The following is a 2,990-nucleotide window of genomic DNA, read 5'->3' as shown; positions in this document are numbered from 1 at the left end:
CGCATTTGATAAAGTATTGACGCGCTTCATGCCCTTTATCATTACGCTCTATCATCGAAAGATGTTTAGCCATGTCTAACGTAATGTGGTATTCTATGCTTGGGCGCCCACCTTTTTCTAAATTTTTAGAAAAACCTATAAAGTCTATATTTTCTCGAAAATTACATTCTTTAATGCGATTTTTAATCCAGTCTGCAAACTTTGATGTAATCTCCAAAAATGCGTGCAAATCACGAGCATTGACGGTTTGAACAGTTTCCTGATCAATGGTTTGTTCCGATATTGGAATAAGAGTGTTCATGATGAACTCCTAGATGTTAAAGTTTTTCATTGACACTCGAAAAGAGTGCCGGGTGCTGAAAAACACGGCATCTAGTCCGTCGTTATGCCTTTCCCAAAAGGGTATTGTATAGCATAACCACACCCGACAAGACCTTTATATGCCACGGCATATAATGAGTCAAAATCTTTAATGTTCAGAAGATTGATTATTTCGGCAACCAATCCGCTAGATGTTTTAAGGTGTTTTTCAAGCACCTAATTCGATTATTCATACTCCTGTCACAATGTCAAGTGATAATGTGATGTTTTTATAAAAGTAATCGGTTAAATCCTTTGGTCGTATCTCTAACATCTTTGCTGCTTCGATAAGACCAAACAGACCATCAGAGCGTTTTAAACCTTCCAAAGCCTCTGCTTTTGGTGCTAATTCAGCAATGGTGTTATCCTTTTGCTCGATTTGGCTTTGTAGATGATTCAAGACTCCCAGCAATGCTTCGGGTTTAGAGTAGTCAACTTGTGGGGTTGCTACTTGTTTCAAAAGCCGTTCGCATTTGATAAAGTATTGACGCGCTTCATGCCCTTTATCATTACGCTCTATCATCGAAAGATGTTTAGCCATGTCTAAGGTGAGAGCATAATCTTTAGAAGGACGCCCACCTGAACTTTCGCTCAAAAAAGAGCAAAAGTCATGCTCTTCTTTAAATTTACAATCTTGAATACGTCTGATAATCCAATCTTTAAAACTGGTTTTTACTTCTAAAAATGCGTGTAATTCGCGAGCGTTAACAGTTTGAACTGTTTCCTGATCAATGGTTTGTTCCGATATTGGAATAAGAGTGTTCATGTGAACTCCTTGTGGGTTAGATGTTTCTTAATGACACTCCAAAAGAGTGCCGGGTGCTAAGAAACACGGCCACAAGCCCGTCGCTATGCTTTTCCCATTAAGGGTATTTTATGGCATAGCCACACCCGACAAGCCATTTATATGCTACAGCATACAATGAGTCAAAGTCTTTAATGTGCGGAGAAGAGATTGTGTCGGCAACCTACCCGCTTGTGGATTCTAAGGTGTTTCTTAGGCACCTAATTCGACAATAGATATAATGATACTGTCTTGTCAAGTGATAAAAAACTTTTTTCTAAAAAATAATCCACTATTGTACAGTATGTATATGAGTACACATTAAATTCGTTATTTATCAATATGTTAAGTGTACAATGTACAGTCAATTTGAAAATTCTGTCGCTAGCGATAGTTCGCGCTAGTCTGCCCCGCAACGAAGCCGACCCGCTGGGAAGTACCTTTTGCATTGATTTTATTTACTTTTTTATGGAATAGGAGAGGCATAATTGGCAATTTTCTTTAAATTAACATCCTCCCCACTCTGAAAGCAGGGAAGATGAGATCATATTTTAAATCTAAGCGGCTTTCGTAACAGATTTTGCTAGAACCTGTTTTGCTTCTTTAATGAGAGCTTTGTATTTTCTGTTTTCTTCATCTACCTTAAAAGCATCAAGAAGACGCATATGAATTGGACCTAAAAGATACAAAACTTTTTCACCAGCGTTCATACCCTCCCAATAACTTGGCAAATCAAAGCGTGTATCATTATCGTAATCAACAGATTGGTTTCTTAGTTTTTTCTCACACTCAATAAAGTAACGGCGTGCTTGACGTCCTTTCTCATTACGTTCCACCATTGAGAGCTCTTTCGCCATGTCTAGTGTGATATGATATTCTGTACTTGGACGACCGCCTTGGAGGTTTTCGCCAAAATTGGCGAAAACTATATAATCCTGATTTTTGAGAAAGCTGTATTTGTTAATACGGTCTTTAATCCAATTGGAAAAGTCTCGTTTTACTTCCAAAAACACATGTAGTTCACGCGCATTAACGGTTTGAATAATTTCTTGTCCAACAGCTTGTTCTGATATTTTAATTAGAGTGTTCATCTTATTAGTCCTTTGTTTTATAAGTTAAAGTATCCAGGGCTAAAACAACCGAACTAATACAGCCCTTCGTGTCTTTAGGTTACCCTTGGACATACACACGAAGACCCTGGACAAAAACTCTTATGATGGGCAACAGATCTTTCGGGATACTGTTGAACCGATTAGTTACGAGGTGTTTTAAGCCTGCCAATCAGACTATAGCTGTTCACAGAAACTGTCAATTATTTTTTGAAAAATCCTAAAAGTATTGATGTCCTAAGAGGATGCCAGGTGCTAGAAAACACGGTAGATAGTCCGTCGTTATGCTTTTCCCAAAAGGGTATTGTATAGCATAACTACACCCGACGAGATCATTATATGCGACGAGCATAGAATGAGTCAAAGCCTTTAATGTGCGGAGAAGAGATCGTTCCGGCAATCTATCCGCTATCTATCAAGGTGTTTTCTAGGCACCTAATTTAACGATATATGTTTTTTGTGAATCTTGTCAAGTAATAAGATTGCTATGAGTAGCGTGCAGATAAAGCCTGAGAACATGATCTAGCCTTTCTTGTTGGCAGCATATTCTTGACGAGCAATCTGATGCTGTATGTTCTTGATTAATCTTTCATTGGCATATTGTGCGATAGAACTGGCAATTTCTGACTTATCCATCACTTCAGCAATTGAAGGTCCTTCTTGTTTTGCAATGGGGAATTGGTCTCCATCTACTCTTGAAAGACATTACCATTGAGTTTTTTCAATTCAACACGCTT

The 2,990-nt window shown here is 38.2% G+C and carries 3 protein-coding genes and 1 pseudogene; all 4 read right to left on the bottom strand.

Annotated features, from left to right (window positions below; all coding sequences use genetic code 11):
- The coding region (locus GGR08_RS07710; RefSeq protein WP_183194723.1) for an antA/AntB antirepressor family protein at positions 1 to 301 on the bottom strand (301 nt) is incomplete at its 3' end.
- A 249-nt stretch (positions 302 to 550) separates the two neighbouring features.
- Positions 551 to 1,126: an antA/AntB antirepressor family protein gene (locus GGR08_RS07705; RefSeq protein ID WP_246350224.1), complete on the bottom strand. Its 576-nt coding sequence runs from the start codon at positions 1,124 to 1,126 to the stop codon at positions 551 to 553.
- Between the two features lie 575 nt (positions 1,127 to 1,701).
- Positions 1,702 to 2,235, bottom strand: a complete 534-nt coding sequence (locus tag GGR08_RS07700) for an antA/AntB antirepressor family protein (protein WP_183194722.1) — start codon at positions 2,233 to 2,235, stop codon at positions 1,702 to 1,704.
- A 540-nt stretch (positions 2,236 to 2,775) separates the two neighbouring features.
- Positions 2,776 to 2,990: pseudogene (locus GGR08_RS08475) on the bottom strand (hypothetical protein); the annotation flags it as partial.

It is taken from the genome of Bartonella fuyuanensis (genome assembly GCF_014197255.1).
In the GTDB taxonomy this organism is placed as follows: Bacteria; Pseudomonadota; Alphaproteobacteria; order Rhizobiales; family Rhizobiaceae; genus Bartonella; species Bartonella fuyuanensis.
Note: the sequence above shows the minus strand (reverse complement) of the source record. Positions and strands in the feature narration are given on the sequence as shown.

What these genes read in the sequence shown, in the direction of transcription:
- GGR08_RS07700 (WP_183194722.1), bottom strand. Translation starts at nt 2,235, where the DNA reads ATGAACACTCTAATTAAAATATCAGAACAAGCTGTTGGACAAGAAATT.
- GGR08_RS07705 (WP_246350224.1), bottom strand. Translation starts at nt 1,126, where the DNA reads ATGAACACTCTTATTCCAATATCGGAACAAACCATTGATCAGGAAACA.